Source organism: Streptomyces sp. NPDC038200, assembly GCF_055600785.1.
Map to the genome: position 1 here is coordinate 349,797 of NZ_JBVJYH010000007.1, position 24,383 is coordinate 374,179.

Sequence of the window (24,383 nt, forward strand, 5' to 3'; positions counted from 1 at the left end):
GCGAGGGGGCCGGCTTGCGCAGCCGGCCGGCCCGGTGGTCCTCGTGGGCGAGTGCGAGGTTGTCCTGGGCCGATAGGCGCCGTGGGCGGTGTGTCGACGAGGGCGGGAGGCTCCGATCTTGTTCGAGGGCTTTGAGACCAGGCGGGTTCAGGTCGATGACGCATCGATCCGCGTTCGCTTCGGCGGGGAAGGGCCGCCGGTGGTGCTGCTGCACGGCCACCCCCGGACATCCGCGACCTGGCATCGCGTCGCCCCGCTCCTCGTCCGGCAGGGTTTCACCGTGGTCTGTCCCGACCTCCGGGGGTACGGCCGGTCCACCGGCCCGGCGCCTACCGCGGACCACGCCGGGTACTCCAAGCGGGCCGTCGCCGGTGACGTCGTCGAGGTGATGCGCTCCCTCGGCCATGCCCGGTTCGCGCTCGCCGGGCACGACCGCGGAGGCAGCGTCGCGCTGCGTCTCGCACTCGATCACCCCGACGCGGTCTCGCGGGTGGCACTGATCGACTGTCTGCCCCTCACCGAGCACCTGTCCCGCATCACGGTCGACTTCGCCACGCAGTGGTGGCACTGGTTCTTCTTCGCCCAGCCGGATGTTCCCGAGCGGGTCATCAATGTCGATCCGGACGGCTGGTACCACGGTGATCCCCGGAGCATGGGGCAGGAGAACTACGACGAGTGGCGCGCGGCCACGCGAAACCCCGACGTGGTGCGGGCGATGCTGGAGGACTACCGGGCCGGCCTCACCATCGACCGGCGGCACGAGGAGGACGACCGCGCCGCCGGGACACAGATCCAGTGCCCGGCACTGATCCTGTGGTCGCTCCGGGACGACCTCCAGGACCTGTACGGGGACCCGGTGAAGATCTGGCGGCAGTGGGCACCGGACGTACGCGGCCACGGCATCGACTCCGGGCACCACGTGGCCGAAGAGGCTCCACAAGCGCTCGCGTCCTCCCTTGCGGGCTTCTTCGCCGGACGGCCTGAGTAAGAGACCTCCGGGCCGCCTCCCGCAGAACGACGCGGGGGACGCGCGGCGGCGCCGCGTACCGCGCTCGGTGTACGCCGGGCCCGGCCCGTACTCCCCGAGGAGGGGCGGCCGTTCAGCCCGGGGTCTGCAGCGGTTGTCGGCGGCGGCCCGTACCGTTGACGCATGGATCTTCGACCTCTACGGCCGCGGGCGTGGGCGCGCGGGCCGCGCCGGCTGGCCGCCGTCGTGGCCGCCGTCGCGGTGCTCGCCGGCGCCGGGACGTGGACGGCGGCCGTCGCCTCCGACGACACCCGGCCCGTGCGCGCCGGCGAGCGGGTCCTGACGGTCGACGGGGTGCGCCTGGACACCTCGTACTTCGCCCCGGACGACGGCGCCCGCCACCCCGCCGTGCTGCTCGCGCACGGCTTCGGCGGCAGCAAGGACGACATGCGCGCCCAGGCCGAGGACCTCGCCCGGGACGGATACGCGGTCCTGACCTGGTCCGCGCGCGGCTTCGGCCGGTCCACCGGGAAGATCGGCCTCAACGCCCCCGAGGGTGAGGTCGCCGACGTCTCCCGGCTCATCGACTGGCTGGCCGAGCAGCCCGAGGTGCGGCTCGACAAGCCCGGCGACCCGCGCGTGGGCGTGGCCGGCGGGTCCTACGGCGGCGCGGTCTCCCTGCTCGCCGCCGGACACGACCGCCGGGTCGACGCCATCGCCCCGGCGATCACCTACTGGAACCTCGCGGACGCCCTCTTCCCGAACGGCGTGTTCAAGAAACTGTGGGCCGGCGTCTTCGTCAACACCGGCGGCGGCTGCCCAGCGTTCCAGCCCGCCCTGTGCCGGATGTACGACCGGGTCGCCGAGTCCGGCACCCCGGACGAGACCGCACGGAAGCTGCTGGAGGAACGCTCGCCGTCCGCCGTCGGCGACCGCATCAAGGTCCCCACCCTGCTGGTGCAGGGACAGACCGACTCGCTGTTCACCCTCGACCAGGCCGACGCCGCCGCGCGGGCGATCCGCGCGGGCGGCGCCCCGGTCGCCGTGGACTGGGTCGCCGGCGGGCACGACGGGGGCGACATGGAGACGGAGCGCGTCCAGGCACGCGTGCGCGCCTGGTTCGACCGCTACCTGAAGGGCGACAAGGACACCGACACCGGCCCGGCCTTCCGGATCACCCGCACCGGGGGCATCGACTCCACCGACGGCACCGCCCAACTGCGCGGCGCGAGCGCCGCCGCCTACCCGGGCCTGCACGACCACCGGCGCACCGTCGCCCTCACCGGCGGCACCCAGCGCGTCGCCAACCCGGCCGGCGCCAGCCCGCCCGGGGTCTCCGCGCTGCCCGGCCTCGGCGGCTCCGGCGGCCTCGCCCAGCTGTCCGCGCTCGGCGTCGGCGTCTCCCTGGACTTCCCCGGCCAGTACGCGAAGTTCGACTCCGCGCCGCTCACCAGCGACCTGCGGATCACCGGCGCCCCGACCGCCACCGTGCACCTCACCTCCACCCGGGACGACGCCGTCCTGTTCGGCAAGGTCTACGACGTCGGCCCCGACGGCACCCGGCAGGTCCTGCCCGCCCGGCTGGTCGCGCCCTTCCGGGTGACCGGCGCCGGGGCGGGCAAGGACGTCACCGTCACCCTCCCGGCGATCGACCACGAGGTACGGAAGGGCCACCGGCTCCGTCTGGTCCTCGCCTCCACCGACCTCGGCTACGCCTCACCGGCCGCCCCGGCCGGCTACACCGTCTCCCTGAAGGGAGACCTGAGCGTGCCGACGGCCCCCGCGGTCATCACCGCCGCCGCGCCCCTGCCCGCCTGGGTGTGGTGGCTGCCCGCGGCCGGCGCGGTCACCGCCCTCGCCCTGCTGCTCACCGCCCGCCGCCGGACGTCCGCCCCCGCACCCGACCCGGAGCTGGCCGACGTCCCCCTCGTGATCAGGGACCTGAGCAAGCGGTACGCGAAGTCCACCGACCGGTACGCCGTGCGCGAGCTGTCCTTCCGCGTCGAGAAGGGGCAGGTCCTCGGCCTGCTCGGACCGAACGGCGCGGGCAAGACCACCACGCTGCGCATGCTGATGGGCCTGATCCGGCCGGACGACGGCGAGATCCGCGTCTTCGGCCACGCGATCCGGCCCGGCGCCCCGGTGCTCTCCCGGGTCGGCGCGTTCGTGGAGGGCGCGGGCTTCCTGCCCCACCTGTCCGGCCGCGAGAACCTGGAGCTGTACTGGCGGGCCACCGGCCGCCCGCCCGAGGACGCCCGCCTGGACGAGGCGCTGGAGATCGCCGGCCTCGGTGACGCCCTCGCCCGCGCGGTGCGCACCTACTCCCAGGGCATGCGCCAGCGCCTGGCCATCGCCCAGGCCATGCTCGGCCTGCCCGACCTGCTCATCCTGGACGAGCCCACCAACGGCCTGGACCCGCCCCAGATCCGCGAGATGCGCGAGGTGATGATCCGCTACGCGGCCGGCGGCCGCACGGTGATCGTCTCCAGCCATCTCCTCGCCGAGGTGGAGCAGTCCTGCACCCACCTGGTGGTGATGGACCGCGGCCGGCTCGTACAGGCCGGCCCGGTCCGGGAGATCGTCGGCTCCGGCGACACCCTGCTGGTCGGCACCGGCACACCCGTGGAGGAGCCGGTGGTGGAGAAGGTGGACGCGCTGCCCGGCGTCGCCTCCGCCCTGCGCACCGACGACGGGCTGCTGATCCGGCTCGAACCCGGCGGCACGGCCGAACGCCTGGTCGTGGAGCTGGTGCGGCTGGAGGTGCCGGTCGCCTCCGTCGGCCCCCACCGCCGGCTGGAAGACGCCTTCCTCACCCTGATCGGAGGTTCCGCATGAGCACGCTCACCGAGGTCGCCTCCGGCTATCAGGCGGGGCGCACCCTGCCGCTGCGCGTCGAGCTGGTCCGCCAGCTCAAGCGGCGCCGCACGCTGGTCATGGGCGCGATCCTGGCCGTGCTCCCGTTCGTGCTGCTGATCGCCTTCGCGGTCGGCGGCGAGCCGGGCGGCCGGAACAACCAGGTCACCCTGATGGACACGGCCACCGCCTCCGGCGCCAACTTCGCCGCCGTGAACCTCTTCGTGTCGGCCGGTTTCCTGCTGGTGATCCCGGTCGCCCTGTTCTGCGGGGACACGGTCGCCTCGGAGGCCGGCTGGTCCTCGCTGCGCTATCTGCTCGCCGCGCCCGTGCCCCGGGCCCGGCTGCTGTGGTCCAAGCTCGTCGTGGCGCTCGGGCTGAGCCTCGCCGCCATGGTGCTGCTGCCGCTGGTGGCGCTCGCCGCCGGCACGGCCGCCTACGGCTGGGGCCCGCTGGAGATCCCCACCGGCGGCGCGCTGGACACCGGTACGGCGGCCCAGCGGCTCCTGGTGGCGGTGGCGTACATCTTCGTGTCCCAACTGGTCACCGCGGGGCTGGCGTTCTGGCTGTCCACCAGGACGGACGCCCCGCTCGGCGCGGTCGGCGGCGCGGTCGGCCTGACCATCGTCGGCAACGTCCTGGACGCCGTCACCGCCCTCGGGCACTGGCGGGACTTCCTCCCCGCGCACTGGCAGTTCGCCTGGGCCGACGCCGTCCAGCCGCAACCCGAGTGGTCCGGCATGATCCAGGGCACCGCGCTCTCCCTCGCCTACGCCCTGGTGCTGTTCGCCCTCGCCTTCCGGGGTTTCGCCCGCAAGGACGTCGTGTCCTAGCCCGAGCCCCGCGCGACCCATTGACGTTTCCTTACTTCCGAGTAAGTTGACCGGGCGGCACGGGCCGTGGGCCGTACCCCGCCACCGGGAGCCGTCATGGGCGTACGCAGGGATCTGAAACGGGCACGGCAGCGCACCGATCTCGCGGACCGCGCCGCGGTGGAGATCGTCCGGGATGCCACGGGCGCCGTCCGCGAGGTGCGGGCCGCGCCCCTGGCGCCCCCGCTCACCGCCGGCTCCCTCGCCGACCTGCCGTTCACGCACGCGGTCGAGACCCCGGACGCGGTGCTGCTGCGCCGGCGTGAGCAGGGCGCCTGGCGGCCGGTCACGGCAGCGGTCTTCGCCGCCGAGGTGGCCGCCGTCGCCAAGGGGCTGATCGCCGCGGGACTCGAACCGGGCGGCCGGGTCGCCGTGATGTCCCGCACGCGCTACGAGTGGACCGTCCTGGACTTCGCCGTCTGGGCGGCCGGCGGCCAGTCCGTACCGGTCTATCCGACCTCCTCCGCCCAACAGGTGGAGTGGATCGTCCGCGACTCCGGCGCCCGGTTCGTCGTCACCGAGACCGCCGCGCACGCGGCCACGGTCATCACCGGCACCGCCGGGCACGCGCGCCCTCCGCGGCTCTGGCAGCTGGACGCGAACGCCCTCGCCGACCTCGCCACCCTCGGCCGCGACCTCGCCGACGACGCACTCGCCGAGCGGCGCGGAGCGCTGACCCCCGACACCATCGCCACCCTCTGCTACACCTCCGGCACCACCGGCCGCCCCAAGGGCTGCGTCCTCACCCACGCCAACCTGCACGCCGAGGCCGCCAACACCGTCGAGCTGCTGCACCCCGTCTTCCAGGCCGTCACCGGCCGGGTCGCGTCCACCCTGCTCTTCCTGCCGCTCGCCCACATCCTCGGCCGCACCCTGCAGCTCGCCTGTCTGCTGGCCCGCATCGAGACCGGCCACTTCCCGAGCGTCAGGCCCGACGAGCTGCGGCCCGCGCTGCGGGAGTTCCGGCCCACCTTCCTGGTGGGGGTGCCGTACCTCTTCGAGAAGATCCACGACACCGGTCGGGCCACCGCCGAGAAGATCGGCCGGGCCGCCTCCTTCGACCGCGCCGAACGGATCGCCGTCCGCTTCGGCGAGGCCCATCTGCGGAAGTTCCTCGGCACCGGCAAGGGCCCGGGACCGGGACTGTACGCGGCCTGGGCGCTGTACGACCTGCTGGTCTACCGCCGTATCCGCAAGGAGCTGGGCGGCCGGACGCGGTACGCGATCAGCGGCGGTTCCCCGCTCGACCGCGACCTCGGCCTCTTCTTCCACGCGGCCGGCATCGTCGTCTACGAGGGCTACGGCCTGACCGAGACCAGCGCCGCCGCCACCATCGTGCCCCCGCTCGGCCCGCGCCCCGGCACGGTCGGCCGGCCGGTGCCGGGGGTGTCCGTGCGCCTCGCCGACGACGGCGAGGTGCTGGTCAGGGGCGGGATCGTGTTCGGGGGGTACTGGGACAACCCGGCCGCCACCGGCGACGTGCTCCAGGACGGCTGGTTCGCCACCGGCGACCTCGGTGCCCTGGACGACGACGGCTATCTCACCATCACCGGCCGCAAGAAGGACATCCTCGTCACCTCCGGCGGCAAGAACGTCTCGCCGGCCGTGCTGGAGGACCGGCTGCGCAGCCGCTCACCGGTCGGCCAGTGCGTGGTCGTCGGCGACAACCGGCCCTTCGTCGCCGCCCTGGTCACCCTCGACCCGGAGGCGCTCGCCCACTGGCTGGCCGTACGGAAGCTGCCGCCGGACACCCCGCTGTCCGAGCTGGTCCGCGACGAGCGGCTGCGCGCCGAGGTGCAGAGGGCGGTCGACCACGCCAACGCGGCCGTCTCCCGCGCGGAGTCGATCCGCTCCTTCGCGCTGGTGGAGGGCGAGTTCACCGAGGAGAACGGGTTGTTGACCCCGTCCCTGAAGGTCAAGCGGCACGCGGTGACGGCCGCGTACGCCGCAGAGATCGACGCCCTCTACGCCAAGCCCGCCTAGACAGCACGGCGGCGGGCCACCGGGAGCACCGGTGACCCGCCGCCGCGGGGGAGGACCGCTCAGTTGTTGCCGGTGCCGTTGCCGGACAGGGCGGAGATGTCGTCCAGGATGTGCGACAGCGGCTCGTCGCCCTTGGCCTGGGTGGAGTTCTCCGTGCACTGCTGGTTCTGCGGTGCCGACAGGATCGGCACGTCCTGCGCGATGCCGAGGGCGACGATGCCGAGCAGACCCTGGCCGTTCGCCTTCACCGGCAGACCGACGCACGGCTTGTTCAGCGAGCCCTGGACCAGCGAGAGCTGCGGGCTCTGGTCGCCCAGCGTGGCGGAGTTGCCGAACGACGAGCTGGCCTCGTTGCCGCTGAGCGACGTGGTGCCGTGGTCGTTGCCGATGGCGAGGGCCTGCGGGGCCGCCGCGCCGGCGAGGCCGGCGACGGAGGCGGCGACAGCCGCGGTTGCCCACAGCTTCTTCATGTTTCGTTCCCTTTCGAAAGGCGGACTCCGCGGAGGAGCTGCGTGATCGTCAACGGGCCCTACCCCGCCCTGGTTGCGAGGTTTGCCTCGAATGGACCATTTCAGCCCTATGAGTCCATGATTGCTCCCCTCGGGTGAGGGGCGGCGGTGGGCGGCGGCCGGGAGTGGCGGACGGGCCGCCGAGCGCGTCGGCGGCCCGTCGCGGGTCCGTCACGGACCCGGCGGAACTCAGTTGTTGCCGGTGCCGTTGCCGGACAGGGCGGAGATGTCGTCCAGGATGTGCGACAGCGGCTCGTCGCCCTTGGCCTGGGTGGAGTTCTCCACACACTGCTGGTTCTGCGGCGCCGACAGGACCGGCACGTCCTGGAGCACACCGACGGCACCGGCGCCGACCAGGCCCTGGAGGTTCAGCTTCGCCGGCAGACCGACACACGGCTTGTTGAAGGAGCCCTGGATGAGCGCCAGCTGCGGGCTCATGTTGCCGAACGTGGCGGAGTTGCCGAACGCCTGCGTGGCGTCGTTGCCGCTGAAGGACGTCGTACCGGTGTCGTTGCCGATGGCCAGGGCCGGCGACGCGACTGCGGCGGAGGCGCCGACGGCGGAGACGGCAACCGCGGCGGCGGCCAGAACCTTCTTGATCACTTGGTCATTCCCTTCTGGAGAAACCCCGTCCACCGGAGCGTCCTGGTTCAACTGCCCACCGCAGGAACGGTTCCTGGGGTTCACTCCGATGGCCCACACGGAACGGAGAACCGGGTGACGCCCCGCAACCAATCGGCACGGGTCCGGTTGATGCCGGGGCAGGAACGTGCGTCTCGGCGAAGAGCCGGGACAGGAAAGGAAAGCGAAATGCTGAAGAAGGCAATGGCCGCGGCGGCGGTCGCCGCATCCGTCGTCGGTGTTGCGGCCGCGGCAGCCCCCCAGGCGCTTGCCATCGGCAACGACACCGGCACCACGTCGCTCAGCGGCAACGAGGCCAAGGAGGCGTTCGGCAACCAGGTGACCAAGGGCAACCTGAGCCCGCAGGCCACCCTGGTGCAGAGCTCGCTCAACAAGCTCTGTGTCGGCCTGCCGGTGAAGGGGAACGCCCAGGGCATCCTCGGCATCATCGCCGCCGTCGGTGTCGCGCAGGACGTGCCGGTCCTGTCGGCGCCGCAGAACCAGCAGTGCACCGAGAACTCGACCCAGGCCAAGGGCGACGAGCCGGTGTCGCACGTCCTGGACGACATCTCCGTGCTCGCGGGCAACGGCACGGGCAACCGCTGACCAAAAAGGTACGCATACCGCCCGGATGGGCGCGTGGACTTTCCGCGCGGCCATCCGGGCGGATTTCGTGGCCCCTCTGGAGAAGCGTTTCTCTCCGTATCCGCCAAGGCGTCAATTCTCTGAAGGCGTTCGAGTGAATCAGGGGGCGGCACGCGTTCCATAGTTTCTTCGGCTGTCTATCTCTCGTTCTACAACGTGCCGGTCATGGTGCGAGCCGTTCCAGCTGTGCTCGCTCGGCCTCGGCCGTCAATAGGGGCATGACCGCAGAGAAGGGAAAGTCCATGAAGAAGAGCGCTGCTGTCGTCGCCGGCGTCATCCTGGCCCTGGGCGGGGCGGCCCCCGCGTTCGCCGACTCCGGAGCCACGGGCGCCGCCTCGTATTCTTCCGGCGTCCTGTCCGGCAACGCCATTCAGGCCCCGGTCCACGTGCCGATCGCCGTCTGCGGCAACACGGTGAACGTCATCACCCTGCTGAACCCGGCGTTCGCCAACGTCTGCGCCAACGACTGACGTTCGGCGTTCCATCCGCCAGCCCCACCGGCTGCGTACAAGCCGGCCCCGGATCATCGATTTCTCGTTCCGGGGCCGGCTTTCCCGTTTCTTCGAGCAGGAAGACCACGAGATTGCGACAGACTCTCAGCAAGGGCTTGGCCGTGGCCGCCGTCGCGACCGGCGTGCTGTCCCTGTACGGCGGCTCCGCGCTCGCCGACTCGCACGCGCACGGTACCGCCCAGCGTTCCCCCGGCGTGGTGGCCGGGAACGACGTCCAGGCGCCGGCGCATGCCGCGGCCGACCTCTGCGGCGACTCCGCCGTGGCGGCCGCCGCGCCGAACGCGGCGGCGGGCAACGCCTGTGCCGCCGCCGACGAGGGTGCGAAGGGGCAGGACGAGGGCCTGCACCTCGCCGGCTCCGCCGACTCCGGCGTCCGGGGTGACTCCGCCGTCCGGGGTGACTCCGCCGAGCACGCCACGCCGTCTTCCCCCGACGCCGGCAGCGAGGCCACACCCGCCGCCGAGGAGAACACCCCGTCCACCACACCGTCTCCGTACGGCGAGGAGGAGAGCACCCCGTCCGCCACGCCGTCGCCCTACGGTGGCGAGGAGGAGGAGAGCACTCCGACCGCGACCTCGTCCTCGTACGGTGAGGAGGAGAGCACCCCGTCCGCCACGCCGTCCCCCTACGGCGACGAGGAGGAGAGCACTCCGTCGGCCACCTCGTCCTCGTACGGCGAGGAGGGAAGCACCCCGTCCGCCACGCCGTCCCCCTACGGTGGCGAGGAGACCAAGACCCCGCCCACCACCTCGCCTCCGTACGGCGGCGAGGAGACCAGAACCACTCCGCCTCCGTACGGCGGTGAAGAAACCATCCCGCCCCCTTATGGCGGTGAGGAGACCAGCCCGCCCCCTTATGGCGGTGAGGAGACCACGCCTCCCCCCTACGGCGGTGAGGAGACCACTCCGCCGGGTGGAGAGCACACGACACCGCCCGGCGGCAGTGAGCACCACCCCGGGAAGCCCGAGCTGCCGCACACCGGTGGTGATTCCCGTGCCATGATCGCGACCTCGGCCGCCGGCGCCGTGCTGATCGTGGCCGGGGCCGTGCTGTACCGGCGAGGCAGGGCCGCCTCCCGTCGATAGCGTGCCGGGTGCCGGGCCCCGTGCCCGGCACCCCGCCGCACATCGCGCGCTCCCGAGGCAGGCCGATCCGCCTCGCGGGGCCGCGTCTTCGGGGGCGCCGGGCGGGGGAGGCACGCCGGGCGGCCACGGCGGATGCGGCCGGCGTACGAAACGCATGACACGCACCGGAGTTGCCGTGGAACCGGCGTCTTCGTCAACCTTCCCTTTCGCCCTGCCGAGCGGGCACATGTCGCCCAGGGGAGCCGGGGGGAAAGGGAGTCCGGTCGATCCACGGAATCATCCGGGAATCCGGACGTCCGGCAGTGACACGGGCTTTTCTCCTCCCTTCCCTTCGGTTCACCCGTGCGGGGGTCGGTGAGACCCGAACGCGGCAACCGCGCTGGCGCTGTTCATATCGATATGACTGACATTGATATGACCGGGTGTCAGTCACTCGGTACCGAGCGGGACATCGAATGGCGAGTGGAGAGGGGCGCGGGCATGGCTACACGGCAGCGCAGGGCCCGGTCCGGGAGGCTGGCCGTCATCACGGCGTCGGCGGTCGTGTCGGGCGCCCTGGCGATCGTCCCCGGTTTCGCCGCGGGCCCGGGAGCGGTACGGGCCGACGACCCACCGGCTCCCGCCTCGACCTCCCCGGCCCCACCGTCGTCTCCGGCCCCACCGTCGTCTCCGGCCGTGCCGTCACCTCCGGCCGTGTCGTCGACTTCCACGCCCGCGCGGGCCGTCCCGCCCTTCGGGGCGTTTCTCGACTCCGGGCCGCTCGGGGTCGCGCGCATGGCCCAGCTGAGCCACTGGCTCGGCGGGACCGAGCTGAAGGTCGCCCACACCTATCTGCCGGGCGGTCGCTGGCAGGACATCGAGGGCGCGCCCGGCTTCCTCGACGTGTGGGCGCACTGGCGGCGCGAGAAGGCCGACCGGATGCTCGTCCTCAACGTGCCGATGCAGGAACGCAACGAGGAGAACGTCTCGGACGCCCAGGTGCGGTGGCTGCTGCGGCAGGGCGCGGCGGGCGCGTTCGACCGCCACTTCAGGACCCTCGCTCAGCGGCTGGTGCAGTTGAAGGTGCCGGACACGGTGATCGTGCTCGGCTGGGAGATGAACGGCATCACCTACACCCACCGCTGCGGACCCGACCCTCAGGCGTGGAAGACGTACTGGAAGAGGATCGTCGCCACCATGCGCTCGGTCCCGGGCCAGAAATTCCGGTTCGACTTCACGCCGAGCCGCGGCCGGGACGCCGTGCCCTGGACCGAGTGCTATCCCGGGGACGACACGGTCGACGTCATCGGCATGGATTCCTACGACCAGCCGAGCGGACTGTCGTTCGACGAACAGGTGACAGAGCCCTACGGCCTCCAGCGGCACGTGGACTTCGCGAAATCCCACGGCAAGCCCATCTCCTATCCGGAATGGGGACTCTTCCGCAACGGTGACAACGCCGAGTACATGCGGCGCATGCTCGCCTGGATCGACGAGCACAGGCCGCTCTACCACACGCTGACCGACTACTGCCCGCACGGCGTGTGGCAGTGCTCGGCCAACCCCCGCTCGTCGCGCCTGTACCGGGCCGCACTCTACGGCCGTACCGAGCAGCCGCTCCCGGTGCCCACGCCGACCCCGACGCCGACCCCCAAGCCGACGCCGACTCCCAAGCCGACGCCGACTCCCAAGCCGACCCCGACTCCCACGCCGACGCCGACTCCCACGCCGAAACCGGCGCCCGCCACCCAGCCGCCGGCCGGCTGCTCGCCGCTGGACCTGGGCGACTGGGTCGAGTACTGGCTCGGTGGCAAGCTCTGCATCCGCTTCGATTGGTGGTCGCGGATCCGCTAGTCCTGGCCGCGTTCCCGCCACCGGTGCAGCACGGTCCTGCCCCGCTGCCGGGCGGTCGCGTCGCACAGCGCGGCCGTCAGCAGCGGGGCGGTGCGCCGCCGCGCCAGCAGCAGCCGCCGGTTGTCGACCCGTTCGGGCCGCCAGTGGTGCTTGTACGGCTCGTCGCCGCGCAGCAGGCTCAGCGTGCCGCGCTCACCGCCGACGTGCTCGGTGCAGGCGTCCAGCAGCATCACCGCCACGTCCGCCTTCCGCTCCCTGAGGCACGGATGGGCGCCGTACAGGTAGCCCCCGGCCAGGCCGCGCGAGAGCAGGGTCAGATCGACGGCCACCACCTCGTCGGCGATCAGGAACTCGGTGACCACCGCGTTCCCCGCGCGTACCATCGGGCCCACCGCGCGCACCAGGTGCTCGCGGAACCGGGGCTGCAGATGCTCGGACGTCACCTTCCGCTCCTGCCACTGCAACCGGTGCAGCGTCAGCAGCCGGCCGACCGCCGCGTCCACCTCCTCGGGCCGTACCGTCCGCCGCCACACGCCCAGCGCGTCCACCTTGCGCAGCTTGGCCCGCACCCGCTGGGCCGACTTCGCCGGCAGCCGGGCCATCAGCCCGTCCATGGGCACGGCGGGCAGCTCCAGGCAGAGCGAGTCACGGACCGCGCGGCGCGGCCCGAGCCAGCGCTCGTAGACCCGCTCCACCGCACCGCCCGGACGGACCTCGCCGAAGTCGACCAGGGCCGTGCGGGCCGCGCCGGCCAGCGCCTCGGTCAGCGCGTCCGCCGCCCGGGCGTCGGTGTCGTCCAGCAGCACGTCCGCGTAGTCGGAGATCGCCCCGCCCAGCGGCACCAGCGTGGGCAGCGGCCGTTGGACCAGCATCAGCGGCGCGACGGCCAGCAGTTCCCCGCCGGTCCGCACCACCAGCAGCCTGAGCCGCCCGGGCCGGCCGTACGACAGCCACCACGAGTACAGCCAGGCGTGGCTCTGGAACGGGGTCGCGGCGGCGCACCGCCCGTACAGCCGCCCCCAGGCCGGGGCCAGCCCGGCGAAGCGGGCCTCGTCGGTGACCAGTTCGGTGACGAGGGCGGGCCGCGTGGCGCGCGCCGTGGCGAGGGCGGTCACAGCTGGCCGTGTACGTCGGCGGCGACGGCCGGTCCGGGCACCGAGGCCGGGCGGGCGGCCTCCTCCTCCGGGCGGCGTCTCGGCCGCACCAGCAGCGCGAGGGCGCCGAGCAGCCCGCCCGCGCTCGCACCGACCAGCCCGGTCACGACCGGGGACGCCGTCGCGGGCTGGGCCGGCTTCACCGCACGCGAGAACTGCACGAGTTCGACGTGGGTGTCGGCCTTGGCCGCGTTGGCGTGCAGGGTGAGCGCGCGGGCGACCGCGTTGGCCATGTCGGCGGCCCGGGACGGACGGGTCGAGGTGGCGGAGACGGAGACCATGGGGGCGTCCGGCGAGGTGGCCGTGCGCACGCTGCTCTGCAGGGTGGCCACCGGCACCCCGGCCCACACCTGGGCATCGCCGAGCACCGCGACCTGGGTGGCGATCCGGCCGTAGGCCTGCGCGAAGCCGAGCGCGGTGGCGGTGTCGGACCGCTCGGTGGGGACGGCGACGACATAGCTGGTCGCCGTGTACTCGGGGGTCTTCAGCACGCCGTACCCGCCGCCCAGCAGCCCGCCCGCGAGGACGCCGGCCGTCACCAGCGACCAGGGCGGCAGCGCGCCGAGACGGGAGGGGCGGGAGGTGCGGTGGTGCCGGTTGTGGTTGTCGGTCATGACGGGCTGACTCCCTGGGGGGATCGTGGCTGGGGGACCGGGTGGGCGAGCGCCGCCGCGTAGACGTCCATGAGCCGGGCGGCGCTGCGGGTGATGCAGTAGTGGCGGGCCGCCTCGGGGGCGGTGCGCGGGGCGGGCCCGGCGGCGCGGACCGCGGCGAGCGCGCGGGTGTAGGCGCCGGCGTCGCACGGGACGCGCACCGCGTCCGGAGCGGCTCCGGACGGCAGGTCCGCCAGTGCCGGGCAGGAGGTGTAGCGCACCGGCAGTCCGGCCGCGAGCGCCTCCACGACCGCGAGCCCGAACGCCTCCTCGGTCGAGGGGGCGGCCAGCACGTCCATCGCCGAGGTCAGCGCGGGCAGGTCCGGGCCGGACGAGCCGTCGGGCAGGTACGGCCGCTCCCCGGCGAACAGCACCCGCCCGGCGACCCCCGCCCGCCCGGCGGCCCGCCGCAGCGTGGACTCCTCCGGGCCGCCGCCCACCAGCAGCAGCCGGCAGTCGGCGGGCAGTCCGGCGAAGGCGCGGATCAGCACGTCGAAGCGTTTGCCGGGAGCGAGCCGGCCGACTCCGCCGACGACGAACGCGTCCTCCGGCAGCCCGAGCAGGGCCCGGGTGTGCCGGCGGGCGTCGGGGTCGAAGACGAACCGGTCCAGGTCGATGCCGTTGGGCACGACCGCGATGCGGGGCCCGGGCACCCCCCAGCGGGTGAGCCGGGCGGCGACCGTCGGCGAGACGGCGACCGTGGACCGGCCCAGCCGCTCGCCCAGCAGATACAGCGCGCGGACTCCGGCGGTGAGCGGCCGGCCCTCCGTCTGCGAGTCGCCGAGGGAGTGCTCGGTGGCGACGACCGCCCGCACCCCGGCCAGCCGGGCGGCGATCCGGCCGTACAGGCAGGCCCGGTAGAGGTGGGTGTGCACGAGGTCGTACCGGCCCTGCCGGATCAGCCGGACCAGCCGGGGCAGCGCCGCCAGATCGCGGTTGCCGGCCATGCCGAGGTGGGTCACCCGTACCCCGTCGGCCGCCAGCCCGTCGGCCACCGGCCCCGGGTTGGTCAGCGTCACCACCTCGCACTCGACCGGCAGATGCCGCAGCAGCAGCCGCAGTTGCTGCTCGGCACCGCCCACCCCGAGCCCCGTGATGACGTGCAGGGCCCTCACCGCAGCCCCGCCACGGGCCGTCGGCGCAGCCGGTGCAGCCGGTGCTTCAGGAACAGGCGTACGGCGGTGTCCTTCTGCCCGACGTAGACGCGCGGCAGGACGTGCGGGCCGTTCAGCTCACCGGGGTCGATGGCACAGGCGTAGCCGTACCCGGCCGCCCGCACCGCCTCCACGGCGCGCCGGTCGACCGTGCCGTACGGGTAGCAGAAGCCGGTCACCGGGGCGTCGGCCAGCTCCTCCAGCGCGGCCCGGCTGCCGGCGGTCTCGGCCTTCAGCAGGGCGTCGTCGGCCCGGGTGAGGTCGACATGGGTGAGGCCGTGCGAGCCGATCTCCACGCCCGCGGCGGCGGCCCGCCGGATGCCGTCGGCGGTCAGCAGCGGCTTGCGCGGGCCCAGCGGGTCCCAGGCGTTGTCGCCGCCGAGCCGGCCGGGCAGCACGAACAGGGTGGCCGTACACCCCCAGTGGGTGAGCACGGGAAGGGCGTTGCCGAGGAAGTCGGCGTACCCGTCGTCGAAGGTGAGACCCACCAGGCCCCGGCCCTCGCCCCGCGCCCGGGCGGCGAGCAGTTCGCCCACCGACACCCCGCGCAGCCCCCGCCGGTGCAGCCAGCGCAGCTGCCGGCCCAGCCGGTCCGGGGTGACCGTGATGCGGTACGGGTCGTCGGTGGGGTCGCCGACCGAGTGGTACATGGCGATCCACGGGAGCGCGCCGGAGGCGAGGGTCCGGGCGCGGGCCGGGGACTCAACGGAGGACGGCATGGGCGAGCCTTCGGGTGAGAGTGCGTACGGAGTGGAGGGCGGGGGCGAAGCCCCGGGCCCCCAGGGCCCAGGCGAGCAGGACGAACACGACGCTCACCGTGGCGCCGCCGGCGGCGAGTCCGGCGAGCGGGGCCGACGGCAGGCTCGCCACCACACCGCCGGCCACGGCGGCCGGCACGGCCGCCCGCAGCGGCCGGCTCAGCTCGCGCAGCACCGGCCCGGTCCGGATCGGCACGGCACGGGAGCCCATGCCGGCGAGCAGCAGCACGGCGGTCAGGGTGATGCCGGTGGCGTTGGCGGCGGCGATCCCGGTGACCCCCCAGGAGCCGACCGTCCCGGCGCCCATCCAGGAGGTGGCGATGATCCCCGCGGTCATCGCGGCCACCGGGTACCAGGTGGCGCGGCCCGCCGAGAAGTAGGAGCGGACCAGGACGCCGGTCAGCGTCTGGCCGAGCAGGCCGAGCGCGTAGACCCGCATCACCTCGGCGGTCGCCGCGGTGTCCTGGGCGGTGAACGCGCCCCGCTGGAACAGCAGCCCGATCAGCTGCGGGGCGCAGGCCACGACCGCGGCCGTGCCGAGCAGCACCAGGCAGGCGGCCAGCGCGAGGTCCCGCTCGACCCGGTCCCGGGCCCGCTCGGTGTCGCCGTCGGCCAGCGCCCGCGCCACCACCGGGAAGGTGACCGTGCACAGCATCATCGACAGCGTCATCGGGATCTGCGCGACCTTCTGCGCGTAGTTCAGGTGCGAGATGGCCCCGGAGGGCAGCACGGAGGCGAGGAACCGCTCGACGAGCACCTGGGACTGCCGGCACAGCGCGAACAGCAGCACGGTGGCCAGCAGCGGCACGTCCAGGGGCTGCGCCGCGGCGGCGGGCGCCGCGTCCGCCCGGCCGGTACGGCGGCGGCGCACCTCCCGGACCAGCGACGGCAGCTGGACCGCCACCATGAGACAGCCGCCCGCCGCGACCCCGGCCGCGGCCGACCGTACGCCCCACCGGCCGCCGAGCGTGAACATCGCGGTGATGATGCCGGCGTTGTACACGACGTAGATCACGGCCGGCGCCAGGAAGCGGCGGTGGGCCCGCAGGGCCGCGCTGCAGTACCCGGCGAGGCCGAAGCTCAGCACACAGGTCGCGGTGAGCCGGGTGCAGTCCACGGCGAGGGACGGGTCGGGCAGGCCCGGCGCGATCGCCTCGACGAACTGCGGCGCCGCCAGCGCGAGCAGTGTCCCGACCGCCGTGAACGCCAGCGCCAGCCGGGGCAGGGTGCCGGCGACCAGTGACCGCACCGGATCTCCTGGGGAGCCCTGCGCCCGGCGGGCCAGGGCCATGCTGAACGCCGGGATCAGCGCGAAGGCCAGTCCGTCCTCGATGAGCAGCGTGGCCGCGAACTCCGGCACGGTCCAGGCGACCAGGAAGGAGTCCGTGTCCTGCCCGGCCCCGAACAGCCGGGCCAGCGACTGGTCCCGTACCAGCCCGAGCAACGCCGCCGCGACCGAGAGGGAGGCGGTGACGAGGGTGGCCCGCGCGAGGAACCGCCGCGAGGGCGGCGCGTGCTCGGCCTGCGGGGGCCGCGCTTGGTCGGGAGCCGGGGGCTGCGGGAGTTGTGCTTGGCCGGGAGCCGGGGGTGGTGTGTGGTCGGGGAGCCGGGGCTGCGCTTGATCGGCGGCGGCCGAGAGCTGCGGGAGGCCGGGCAGCAGGAGCTGCGTGTGTTCGGCTCCCGGTCGTGGGGTGGGATCGGGGGTCGGTTGCGGCGCGGGCTCGGGAGTCGCCTGTGGTGCGTGTGCGTGTTCGGGGGTCGGTTGCGGCGCGAGTTCGGGAATCGGCTGTGCTGCGTGTTCGGCAGTCGGCTGTGCTGCGTGCTCGGGAATCGGCTGTGGCGCGGGCTCGGGAGTCGGCTGTGGCGCGGGCTCGGGAGTCGGCGGCGGGGCGTGGTCGGGAAGCGGGGGGTGCACGTCTTCGGGTAGCCGGAGCTGTCGGTGTTCGGGTGCCGGGGGCGGCGCGGGCTCGGGAGGCGGCGCGGGCGCGGGCGGGCGGCTGGGGCATTCGGCGCCGGGGAGTTCGCCGGGCAGGGCGGCGCGTGCCACCGGCAGGACGACCCCGCGCGCGTCGGCCGTCCGTCCCGGCCCCGGCTCCGCCGCCGACTGGGCCGGGCCCGGCTTCGCCGCCGGCTGGGCCGGGCCGGCCTCCGGTCCGGGGGCCCCATCGGCCGTACGGCTCGTCATCCCACCCGCCTCATCGCAGGGCCGCCTCTCCCGCCGGCGCTTCCCGCCCGGCCGGTACGGCGGTGCGCTCGCCGGTGCCGAACCGGTCGCCGCCCACCAGCGCCCACCAGGCGATCAGCCCGAAGCACACCGCCGTCAGCACGGTCGACGGGCCGCCGATGTCGGCGTACGCGAAGTCCACGAGCTGCCACACCAGCAGCCCGCAGGCGACCAGCGCGCAGTCCTCGCCCCGGCCGCCGGCCGCGCGGATCCGCCACAGGCCGCGCAGGGCGCACACCAGCAGGGCGAGCCAGCCGCCCGCGAGGCAGAGCAGCCCGATCAGGCCCTGTTCGCAGAGGACCAGCAGGTACATGTTGTGCGGGGAGAGCAGCGGCTGCCGCCGGTACGCGGCGCCCGCGCCCTCCGTGTCGCTGCCCGACGACAGCGCGAGCGAGGCATGCCCGTCGCGGTACTCGGGGAATCCCTTCAGACCGACCCCGGTCAGCGGGCGCTCGCGCCACATGTCGGTGGCCGCGGCCCACATCGTGTACCGGTCGGTGACCGACTGGTCGGGCGCGTCGGCGACCCGGGAGATGCTGTCCATCCGTTCCTGGAGCATCGCCGTCCCCACCCCCAGCCCGCCCACCAGCACCACGCCCGCGGCCACCACGGCCGCCCCGATCCGCACCGCCCTGCGCACCCCGGCCAGGACCAGCTGGACGGTGAGGGTGACCGCGGTGGCGATCCAGGCGCCCCGGCTGAAGGACAGGGCGAGGGGGACCGACAGGGCGAGCGCGCAGCAGGCGGCGCTCACCCGCTCCCGGGTGCCGGACCGGCCGAGCGCCAGGCCCACCGCGCACACCAGCCCGAAGGCCACCACCGTCGCCATGCCCATCACGTCGGTCGGTCCGAAGGTGCCGACCGCCCGGATGTCCTCGCCCTGGTAGGAGGCCCCGGTGCCGGTGACGTACTGATGCACGCCGACCGCCCCCTGCCATCCCGCGAGGGCCACGAACGACCAGGCCAGCAGCCGGAAGTCGGCACGGCCGCGGACGAGGAGCACGACGGCGGCCGGCACCAGGACGAAGACCTGGAGGTAGCGGCCGAGTCCGGTGATCCCGGCGCCCGGCGAGACCGCGTGCAGCGCGGCCAGCGCCAGGCCGGCCACCGGCAGGCCGAGGACCAGCGCGGCGGCCGGGCCGAGCGGGCGGCGGCGCGTGCGCAGCAGTCGTACCGCGCAGAAGACCACGACCAGCCCGGACAGCGCGTCGGCGGGACCCGCGCCGCCGTCGCCGCCCGGGGCGACCGGCAGCGCGAGCAGTGCCAGCACGGCCACCACCGGCAGCACCGGGGACAGCCACGCGGAGCGGGGGAGCGGCAGGGCGAGGGCCATCGGTCAGCTCCCCGTGGAACGCACGAGCGCGGCGGCGGTGCGCAGCAGGATGCAGATGTCCTGCCACAGCGACCAGTTGTCGATGTAGGCGTTGTCGAAGCGGGCCCGGTCCTCGATGGACGTGTCGCCGCGCAGCCCGTTGATCTGGGCGAGCCCGGTGATACCGGTCGGCATGCGGTGGCGGGCCGCGTAGCCCGGGTGGCTCTGGCTGAACTGGGCGACGAAGTACGGCCGCTCGGGGCGCGGGCCGACCAGGCTCATGTCACCCCAGAAGACGTTCCACAGCTGGAGCAGCTCGTCCAGCGAGGTCTGCCGCAGGAACCGGCAGAAGGGGCTCATCTCCCGCTCCCCGGCCACGCTCCACCGGGTGGCCGCCTCGTGTTCGTCGGCCGGGCGGTGGGTGCGGAACTTCAGCAGCGTGAAGGGGCGGCCGTCCTTGCCGATGCGCTCCTGCCGGAACACCACCCCGGGTCCGTCGGTGGCCCGCAGCACCGTCGCGCAGACCAGCAGCACCGGGCTGGCCAGCACCAGCAGGGTCCCGGACACCACCAGGTCCAGCAGCCGTTTGCCCACGCTGCCGCGATGCCGTGTGCCCAGGTCCAGGCCGCGTACGGGGAACCCGGCGAGCTGGTCGCGCATCACGTACGCCGGGCGGTCCGCGTCCAGCTCCCACAGCCCGCAGCCCGATTCGGCGAGCGCCCGCAGCAGCGGACCCTTCTGGGCGCGCACGGCCGGATCGACGGTGAGGACGACCCGCACCCCGTTCTGGATGAGCGCCCGCTCCACCTCCTCGCCGGTGGTGAGCACCGGCAGACCGCCGGTGCCTTCCGGGTGTTCGGCGACCACGCCCACAGGCCGCACCCCGCAGCGCGGGTGCCGCAGCAGCGCTGCGGCCACCCGCTGAGCGGTCGCGGCGGGCCCCACCACCAGGGCGGTACGCGGGCGGCGCAGCAGCGCGAGGCGCCGCCGCCAGTACACCGCGCCCCGGCCCGCGCCGGCCGCCGCCGTGTGCAGCGCGACGCCGAGCAGCAGGGTCCGGGCGGTGAGGGCCCGCCCGGGGTCGTACGCGGCGAGCAGGGCGGCGAGGGCCAGCCAGCCCACGGCGATCCGCCCGCACAGCACGGGCAGTTCGTCGAGCACGCCGGGCACCGGCCGCACGGAGCGCGGGCGCAGCAGCAGGGCGCCGGACACCAGCGCGGCGACCAGCAGCGGCCGGTGGACGGTCGCGTCCAGGGCGACCGCGCCCACCAGCGCGGCGAGCAGATCGGCGGCGAGCAGGGGCAGCGGCGAGGCGGGCCGTGCCGGGGGGCGCCGCAGCGGGAACCGGAAGCCGCCGAAGGCTCGGGGCGGCAGGACCGAGACGGGCGAGAATCCGTGGTCCCATGGCTGCGCGCCGGGGGAGGGGACGGTACTTTCCGCAGTCACGAGTGGATGGACTCCCTGCACTCGGAGGGCACGAGCTGGGCTGTTCCTCTGTTCACCGCCGGGGCACCGCCGAGGAGTTCGCGGTAGACGGCCGCGACCTGCGCGGCGGTGTGCCGTACGTCGTGCCGGGACAGGACGTGCCGGCGCCCCTGGTCGCCGAGCGCGGCGCGCAGCCGCGGGTCGGACAACAGCCCGGTGACCGCACCGGCCAGCGCCACCGGGTCCTCCGGCGGTACCAGGCAGCGTGCGGCGAGCGCGGGTGGCAGGCTCTCGCGGGCGCCGTCGACGTCGGTGACCACGACGGGCCGTCCGCAGCCCAGCGCCTCCAGCGGGGCGAGCGCCATCCCCTCCCAGCGCGAGGGCAGCACCACCAGGTCGGCGGCCCGGTACCAGGGGACGACGTCGGTGACCGCGCCGGCGAACCGCACGGAGGGGTGCGCCCGTTGCCGTAACGCCTCGTGTTCCGGGCCGTCGCCGACCAGTACGAGCCGCGCCCGGGGCAGCACGCCGAGGACGTCCTCCCAGGCGCGCAGCAGTACGTCCTGGCCCTTCTGCCGGCACAGGCGGCCCACGCAGACGACGAGGGGGGCCTCGGCCGCTGCTCCGGTGGGCCGGTCCGGGTCCCGGGCGGGGCGGGCCGGTCGCTCCGGGTCCTGAGCGGGGAGGGTCGGTCGTTCCGGGTCCTGAGCGGGGGCCGGTAGCCCCGGATCCTGAGGGGGGCGGGCGGGCGGAGCCGGCGCGAAGCGGGTCGTGTCGATGCCGTTCGGGACGACCGTGTACGCGGCGCGCACTCCGGCGCGCAGCCCTGTCGTGCGCTCGGCTTCGCTGACGCACACCACCCGGTGGGCCCAGCGCGCTCCCCACCGTTCCCAGCGCAGGGCGAGCGCCGCGGTGGGTCCGCCGACCGCTTCGAAGGACCAGGCGTGCGGCTGGAAGACGGTCGGGATGCGTCCGCGGACGGCGAGCCGCGCCGCCAGGCCGGCCTTCGCGCTGTGGGCGTGCACCAGTTCGGGCCGTACCTCGTCGATCAGGCGTGCGAGCCGCCGTACCTCGCCCGGCAGTCCGGGGCCGGGGGACCGGCCCGCATGCCAGTGCCGGACGTCGGCGCCCGACTCCCGCAGGCTCGCGTACGGCGCGCCGTCGGGGCAGGCCACGGTGACCCGCAGGCCCGCCGCCAGCTGGGCGCGTGCCAGGTCGAGCACGACCCGGGCGACACCGCCGTCGACGGGTTGCGCGAGGTGCAGGACCCGGGGTCGGAGGGCGGGTGCTGACTGGTGCATTCGCGGGATACCTCGCTCACGGGGGCGCTCGGGACTGCGGTCGTGAACGCGCCGTCAGTTCCGGGCGTCCACGGCGAGGAGGAGCGTGCCGGCCCATGCCGCGTCCGGGAAGGGAACGAGCCGGAAGCCCGGCTGGTCACCGCCCCGCCGCAGAGCCGGACGGAGATCGGACACGTCGGAGCCGTTGCCGAGCGTGTCGGCGTAGGCCGGAACCCACCGGGCCGGTACACCGCCCGGTACACCGATCGTGGGGTGCGGTACGTCGTCCGGTGGAGCGGCCGAGCCGCTCGGTACGCCGGGCGTACGCCGGGGAGGGGGGATGAGTGTGCGCCGGTCGTCCGCGCCGCCCTGGTCACCGTCGGGCGCCACCGGGGCGCTGTGGCGCACCCCGCGGGGGGCGCGGGGCCGGGGTGCGGCCCCGTGGCGGGGCGGCGCGCCGGACCGGACGCCGGTACGGGTGGAGAGGAGGGCGAAGGCGAGGGTGCCCGCCGACGGACGCAGCAGCGGACCCAGGAACTTGCGCATGACCGGCGGTGCCCTTTCACACGTACTGGGGAGATCCGCAACTCTAGTGGCTTTCCGTATTAATCCGGAGAAATCGGTCAAGTGTGTCTGAATCGTGAAGGCACCCGCTTCGTACATCACCCCATTGGCGGCACAACCCGTGGGAGTGCCATGCGTTGACACAGCGCCGGGTGTCCGCCCGGATGTTGTGTCGATCCCAAGGAGCACCTCTCCATGTCGCGTATCGCGAAGGGCCTGGTCCTGACCTCTGCCGCTGTTGCGGCCGTCGCCGGCGGTGCCGGCGTGGCTGCCGCCGACTCCGGCGCCAACGGCGTCGCCGCCAACTCGCCGGGCGTGGTGTCGGGCAACGTCATCCAGGTTCCGATCCACGTGCCGGTCAGCGTCTGCGGCAACACCATCGACGTCGTCGGTCTGCTGAACCCGGCGTTCGGCAACACCTGCGTCAACGACTGACGTCGCGGCCGCACCCCTTCAGCCGCCCGCCCGCCCCGCGCTTCCGTCGCGGGGCGGGCGGCCGGTTTCCCCCTCCCTCGTACGGATCACACCGCGCGGTCGAGCGGTTGCGGCGTGCGATCGGTGAACAGACGGTGGGCTCAGGTCCCACTTGTTCACCGAAAGGAACCCCCATGCGTGATCTGCCCGTTCGGCGTCTCGCGTCCACCGTCGTGTGCGCCGCCGTCCTGATCGGTGTCACCGGTCCGGCCGCCGTCGCCGCCGACGCGGCCCGCGAGCACGGGCGTACCGTCTCCCGGGCGCCCGTTCCGGCGGCCGAGAAGGAGAGGCTGCTCGCCCAGGTCAGGGCCCTGGGCAGCACGAGTTCCGTGCTCGATCCGGTCATCGAGCTGCTCAACCAGTCGCTGGAGAAGGGCCGGCTCCCCGCCGACGAGGCCAGAAAGCTGGGCGAGGCGGCGAAGAAGGCCATCGTCCAGGCTGCCGCCGACCCGAAGCCGGCCGCCCCGAAGCCTGCCACCCCGACGGCGCCCGCCACTCCGACGAAGCCGGCGAAGCCCGCGACCCAGGTATCCCCCACGGCGCCCGCCACTCCGGCGAAGCCGGCGGCCGAGGCGTCCCCCACGGCGACCGTGAAGCCCACCGCCCCCGCGACGCCGACGACGGCCGCGAAGCCCGCCGCGCCCACGGCGACCGCCTCGCCCGCCACGCCCGCGAGCCCGTCCGTGCCCGCGAGCCCGGCGACCTCCGCCGCCCCCACGGCCCCCGCCGCCCCGGCCAAGCCGTCCGCCCCGGCCGGTTCCGCCGTCCCGGTGGCCCTCGACGGACCGGCCGCCGCCCGGCACGCGGCCGTCGGCATGCCCTCGTCCCGCGACCTCCTCGACGACGCGCTCAGCGCCCTGGAGACCGCGATCGACAACCTGGTGAAGGCGGTCACCGACGGTCTCGACCAACTCCTGTCGTCCGCCTCCGACGTGGTGTCCGGCCTGGTCGACCTGCTGACGTCGACCCTCCTCGGCGGCGGGCTGCCCGCGCCCAGCCTGACCGACCTGCCCTCGGTCGCCTCGCTGACCACGGAGCCGAGCCTGTCCGCGGAGCCGAGCGTGCCCGTGACCGGCTGACGCGGGAAATCCCCGCCGGTTTCTCGGGGATTTCATATGTCTTCTCCGCGTGGGGTTTCCGGCCCGGCAGGGAGTCGTTAGGCACGGCGTCAGAATTCCCTGGGGCGACTTGCGTTGCCGAAGAAAGGAACATGATGAAGTCCCTGAAGGCTGCCGCCGTCGTTGCCGGTTCCGTGGCTCTCGCGGGCGTCGCCGCGCCCGCGTTCGCCCAGAACACCGACGACGTGACGCCCACCAGCCTCAACGGCGCCGTCAACCGGATCGCCCAGGGCCCCTGGAGTCTCAAGGACGCGATGCCGCTGCAGCACCAGTCGGACGCGCTCGACACCGAGAACAAGGGCTCCGTGCTCCACACCGCCAAGGGCGCCACCAAGGCGCTGAACCAGCACAACCCGCTCCTCGGCGGTCTGCCCCTGCAGAGCTGAC

Annotated in this window: 22 protein-coding genes; 11 read left to right on the top strand and 11 right to left on the bottom strand. The window is 74.2% G+C overall.

Annotation, left to right across the window (positions count from 1 at the left end; all coding sequences use genetic code 11):
• Positions 1-118 precede the first annotated feature (118 nt).
• The 4 genes from ACZ7KF_RS18110 (at position 119) to ACZ7KF_RS18125 (ending at position 6,675) form a co-directional block, all read left to right on the top strand.
• A complete protein-coding gene (locus ACZ7KF_RS18110) occupies positions 119-988 on the top strand; it encodes an alpha/beta fold hydrolase (RefSeq protein ID WP_471075326.1) in 870 nt (289 codons plus the stop codon).
• Positions 989-1,150: 162 nt separating this feature from the next.
• Positions 1,151-3,802: a CocE/NonD family hydrolase gene (locus ACZ7KF_RS18115; protein ID WP_471075329.1), complete on the top strand. Its 2,652-nt coding sequence runs from the start codon at positions 1,151-1,153 to the stop codon at positions 3,800-3,802.
• A complete protein-coding gene (locus tag ACZ7KF_RS18120) occupies positions 3,799-4,653 on the top strand; it encodes an ABC transporter permease (protein WP_471075332.1) in 855 nt (284 codons plus the stop codon). The genes ACZ7KF_RS18115 and ACZ7KF_RS18120 overlap by 4 nt, the downstream gene beginning before the upstream one ends.
• Positions 4,654-4,749: 96 nt before the next feature.
• Positions 4,750-6,675: an AMP-dependent synthetase/ligase gene (locus tag ACZ7KF_RS18125; protein WP_471075334.1), complete on the top strand. Its 1,926-nt coding sequence runs from the start codon at positions 4,750-4,752 to the stop codon at positions 6,673-6,675.
• A 59-nt stretch (positions 6,676-6,734) separates the two neighbouring features.
• Here ACZ7KF_RS18125 and ACZ7KF_RS18130 read toward each other — a convergent pair whose 3' ends face one another.
• Entirely contained in the window at positions 6,735-7,145 is a 411-nt protein-coding gene (locus ACZ7KF_RS18130) for a rodlin (protein WP_471075337.1), read from the bottom strand.
• 228 nt (positions 7,146-7,373) lie between these two features.
• Positions 7,374-7,787, bottom strand: a complete 414-nt coding sequence (locus ACZ7KF_RS18135; protein ID WP_471075340.1) for a rodlin — start codon at positions 7,785-7,787, stop codon at positions 7,374-7,376.
• 207 nt (positions 7,788-7,994) lie between these two features.
• Here ACZ7KF_RS18135 and ACZ7KF_RS18140 point away from each other — a divergent pair, with 207 nt between their 5' ends.
• The 4 genes from ACZ7KF_RS18140 to ACZ7KF_RS18155 all read left to right on the top strand — a co-directional run bounded on the left by ACZ7KF_RS18140 (position 7,995) and on the right by ACZ7KF_RS18155 (position 11,880).
• Positions 7,995-8,411, top strand: a complete 417-nt coding sequence (locus ACZ7KF_RS18140) for a rodlin (protein WP_471075343.1) — start codon at positions 7,995-7,997, stop codon at positions 8,409-8,411.
• Positions 8,412-8,668: 257 nt separating this feature from the next.
• Positions 8,669-8,920 carry a chaplin gene (locus ACZ7KF_RS18145; RefSeq protein WP_471075346.1) on the top strand — a complete coding sequence of 84 codons (252 nt, stop codon included), beginning with the start codon at positions 8,669-8,671 and terminating at the stop codon, positions 8,918-8,920.
• A 113-nt stretch (positions 8,921-9,033) separates the two neighbouring features.
• The gene (locus ACZ7KF_RS18150; RefSeq protein ID WP_471075349.1) at positions 9,034-10,047 is read left to right on the top strand and encodes a chaplin family protein; all 1,014 of its coding nucleotides are present in this window, start codon (positions 9,034-9,036) and stop codon (positions 10,045-10,047) included.
• Positions 10,048-10,527: 480 nt separating this feature from the next.
• Positions 10,528-11,880, top strand: coding sequence for a glycoside hydrolase family 26 protein (locus ACZ7KF_RS18155; protein WP_471075352.1), 1,353 nt, complete (start codon positions 10,528-10,530; stop codon positions 11,878-11,880).
• Here the strand turns inward: ACZ7KF_RS18155 and ACZ7KF_RS18160 are convergent.
• The 9 genes from ACZ7KF_RS18160 to ACZ7KF_RS18200 form a co-directional block, all read right to left on the bottom strand.
• A complete protein-coding gene (locus tag ACZ7KF_RS18160) occupies positions 11,877-12,995 on the bottom strand; it encodes a GNAT family N-acetyltransferase (RefSeq protein WP_471075355.1) in 1,119 nt (372 codons plus the stop codon). The two genes, ACZ7KF_RS18155 and ACZ7KF_RS18160, sit on opposite strands and share 4 nt — an antisense overlap.
• Positions 12,992-13,648 carry a YveK family protein gene (locus tag ACZ7KF_RS18165; RefSeq protein ID WP_471075358.1) on the bottom strand — a complete coding sequence of 219 codons (657 nt, stop codon included), beginning with the start codon at positions 13,646-13,648 and terminating at the stop codon, positions 12,992-12,994. Before ACZ7KF_RS18165 ends, ACZ7KF_RS18160 begins: the two co-directional genes overlap by 4 nt.
• On the bottom strand, positions 13,645-14,802 hold the full coding sequence (locus ACZ7KF_RS18170) for a glycosyltransferase (protein WP_471075361.1): 1,158 nt from the start codon (positions 14,800-14,802) through the stop codon (positions 13,645-13,647). Before ACZ7KF_RS18170 ends, ACZ7KF_RS18165 begins: the two co-directional genes overlap by 4 nt.
• Entirely contained in the window at positions 14,799-15,560 is a 762-nt protein-coding gene (locus ACZ7KF_RS18175) for a polysaccharide deacetylase family protein (protein ID WP_471075364.1), read from the bottom strand. Before ACZ7KF_RS18175 ends, ACZ7KF_RS18170 begins: the two co-directional genes overlap by 4 nt.
• Positions 15,544-17,256 carry a murein biosynthesis integral membrane protein MurJ gene (murJ, locus tag ACZ7KF_RS18180; RefSeq protein ID WP_471075473.1) on the bottom strand — a complete coding sequence of 571 codons (1,713 nt, stop codon included), beginning with the start codon at positions 17,254-17,256 and terminating at the stop codon, positions 15,544-15,546. The genes ACZ7KF_RS18175 and murJ overlap by 17 nt, the downstream gene beginning before the upstream one ends.
• 538 nt (positions 17,257-17,794) lie before the next feature.
• Positions 17,795-19,156: an O-antigen ligase family protein gene (locus ACZ7KF_RS18185; RefSeq protein ID WP_471075367.1), complete on the bottom strand. Its 1,362-nt coding sequence runs from the start codon at positions 19,154-19,156 to the stop codon at positions 17,795-17,797.
• Between the two features lie 3 nt (positions 19,157-19,159).
• Positions 19,160-20,581 (bottom strand): exopolysaccharide biosynthesis polyprenyl glycosylphosphotransferase, encoded by a 1,422-nt coding sequence (locus ACZ7KF_RS18190; RefSeq protein WP_471075370.1) that lies wholly within the window; start codon positions 20,579-20,581, stop codon positions 19,160-19,162.
• Positions 20,578-21,861, bottom strand: coding sequence for a glycosyltransferase (locus ACZ7KF_RS18195; RefSeq protein WP_471075374.1), 1,284 nt, complete (start codon positions 21,859-21,861; stop codon positions 20,578-20,580). Before ACZ7KF_RS18195 ends, ACZ7KF_RS18190 begins: the two co-directional genes overlap by 4 nt.
• A 54-nt stretch (positions 21,862-21,915) precedes the next feature.
• Positions 21,916-22,386, bottom strand: a complete 471-nt coding sequence (locus ACZ7KF_RS18200) for a hypothetical protein (RefSeq protein ID WP_471075377.1) — start codon at positions 22,384-22,386, stop codon at positions 21,916-21,918.
• 213 nt (positions 22,387-22,599) lie between these two features.
• Here ACZ7KF_RS18200 and ACZ7KF_RS18205 point away from each other — a divergent pair, with 213 nt between their 5' ends.
• From ACZ7KF_RS18205 to ACZ7KF_RS18215, 3 genes are all read left to right on the top strand, one after another.
• On the top strand, positions 22,600-22,839 hold the full coding sequence (locus ACZ7KF_RS18205; RefSeq protein ID WP_471075381.1) for a chaplin: 240 nt from the start codon (positions 22,600-22,602) through the stop codon (positions 22,837-22,839).
• 173 nt (positions 22,840-23,012) lie between these two features.
• Positions 23,013-23,957, top strand: a complete 945-nt coding sequence (locus ACZ7KF_RS18210; protein ID WP_471075383.1) for a hypothetical protein — start codon at positions 23,013-23,015, stop codon at positions 23,955-23,957.
• 134 nt (positions 23,958-24,091) lie between these two features.
• The gene (locus ACZ7KF_RS18215) at positions 24,092-24,382 is read left to right on the top strand and encodes a hypothetical protein (RefSeq protein WP_471075476.1); all 291 of its coding nucleotides are present in this window, start codon (positions 24,092-24,094) and stop codon (positions 24,380-24,382) included.
• Position 24,383: the final 1 nt, after the last annotated feature.

Excerpts from the sequence above, each read along its gene's own strand:
- ACZ7KF_RS18205 (WP_471075381.1), top strand. The coding sequence starts at position 22,600 with ATGTCGCGTATCGCGAAGGGCCTGGTCCTGACCTCTGCCGCTGTTGCG.
- ACZ7KF_RS18125 (WP_471075334.1), top strand. The coding sequence starts at position 4,750 with ATGGGCGTACGCAGGGATCTGAAACGGGCACGGCAGCGCACCGATCTC.
- ACZ7KF_RS18140 (WP_471075343.1), top strand. The coding sequence starts at position 7,995 with ATGCTGAAGAAGGCAATGGCCGCGGCGGCGGTCGCCGCATCCGTCGTC.
- ACZ7KF_RS18195 (WP_471075374.1), bottom strand. The coding sequence starts at position 21,861 with ATGCACCAGTCAGCACCCGCCCTCCGACCCCGGGTCCTGCACCTCGCG.
- ACZ7KF_RS18115 (WP_471075329.1), top strand. The coding sequence starts at position 1,151 with ATGGATCTTCGACCTCTACGGCCGCGGGCGTGGGCGCGCGGGCCGCGC.
- ACZ7KF_RS18130 (WP_471075337.1), bottom strand. The coding sequence starts at position 7,145 with ATGAAGAAGCTGTGGGCAACCGCGGCTGTCGCCGCCTCCGTCGCCGGC.
- ACZ7KF_RS18175 (WP_471075364.1), bottom strand. The coding sequence starts at position 15,560 with ATGCCGTCCTCCGTTGAGTCCCCGGCCCGCGCCCGGACCCTCGCCTCC.
- ACZ7KF_RS18120 (WP_471075332.1), top strand. The coding sequence starts at position 3,799 with ATGAGCACGCTCACCGAGGTCGCCTCCGGCTATCAGGCGGGGCGCACC.
- ACZ7KF_RS18215 (WP_471075476.1), top strand. The coding sequence starts at position 24,092 with ATGAAGTCCCTGAAGGCTGCCGCCGTCGTTGCCGGTTCCGTGGCTCTC.
- ACZ7KF_RS18185 (WP_471075367.1), bottom strand. The coding sequence starts at position 19,156 with ATGGCCCTCGCCCTGCCGCTCCCCCGCTCCGCGTGGCTGTCCCCGGTG.
- ACZ7KF_RS18210 (WP_471075383.1), top strand. The coding sequence starts at position 23,013 with ATGCGTGATCTGCCCGTTCGGCGTCTCGCGTCCACCGTCGTGTGCGCC.
- ACZ7KF_RS18145 (WP_471075346.1), top strand. The coding sequence starts at position 8,669 with ATGACCGCAGAGAAGGGAAAGTCCATGAAGAAGAGCGCTGCTGTCGTC.
- ACZ7KF_RS18200 (WP_471075377.1), bottom strand. The coding sequence starts at position 22,386 with ATGCGCAAGTTCCTGGGTCCGCTGCTGCGTCCGTCGGCGGGCACCCTC.
- ACZ7KF_RS18155 (WP_471075352.1), top strand. The coding sequence starts at position 10,528 with ATGGCTACACGGCAGCGCAGGGCCCGGTCCGGGAGGCTGGCCGTCATC.
- ACZ7KF_RS18165 (WP_471075358.1), bottom strand. The coding sequence starts at position 13,648 with ATGACCGACAACCACAACCGGCACCACCGCACCTCCCGCCCCTCCCGT.